Source organism: Acinetobacter brisouii (genome assembly GCF_008993995.1).
GTDB classification, from domain to species: Bacteria; Pseudomonadota; Gammaproteobacteria; order Pseudomonadales; family Moraxellaceae; genus Acinetobacter; species Acinetobacter brisouii_A.
Window position 1 is genome coordinate 1 of the sequence record NZ_BKNN01000181.1, and the last position, 524, is coordinate 524.

The 524-nt window shown below is 70.2% G+C and carries 1 protein-coding gene; it reads right to left on the minus strand.

All coding sequences use genetic code 11. The annotated features are described in order from the left end of the window. The coding region (locus GBN19_RS15875) for a hypothetical protein (RefSeq protein ID WP_215903501.1) at nt 1-524 on the minus strand (524 nt) is incomplete at both ends.

Here is a 524-nt window from a genome sequence, read left to right on the forward strand (position 1 = left end):
GCACCGATCCACCTCGGCCTCGAGGCGGTCGCCGTACTTTTCCGCGATGCCGGCCGGGTGTCGGGCGAGCAGCGCAACGATCTCGGGCGCGGTCCAGCCGTAGTCCTTCAGCCAGCCGACGACGTGCATGAACTTCTCGGAGCGCTCGCCCTCCGGCGCGCCGCACTCGATCAGCCGCAGCAGCTCACCGGGGAGGTCGCGGCGTCGATCCTCATCGGTGCGTGGCGCCTCGGTCTCTGCCTTGGACCCAGCCTTCCGGACCTTCGCCTCGCGGGCCGCCTCGTCCAGCCAGAACACCGTGCGGTCGATCTTCGCGTCCACATCGGATAGCGCATCGGGCGAGCCCGGCACCTGATCGCCCGTGATCGTCACGTACCGTTCGCAGGTCCGGTAGACCTCGACGCGTGCGCCGTCCTCACCTGGCACCGCGAGGTTGCGGTGCACCTTCGGGCCGGTCGCGAGGCCGATGATGCGCAGGCCGGTGCCGGAGGGCGTCACCTCGGCGTAGCTGGCGTCCTCTTCCA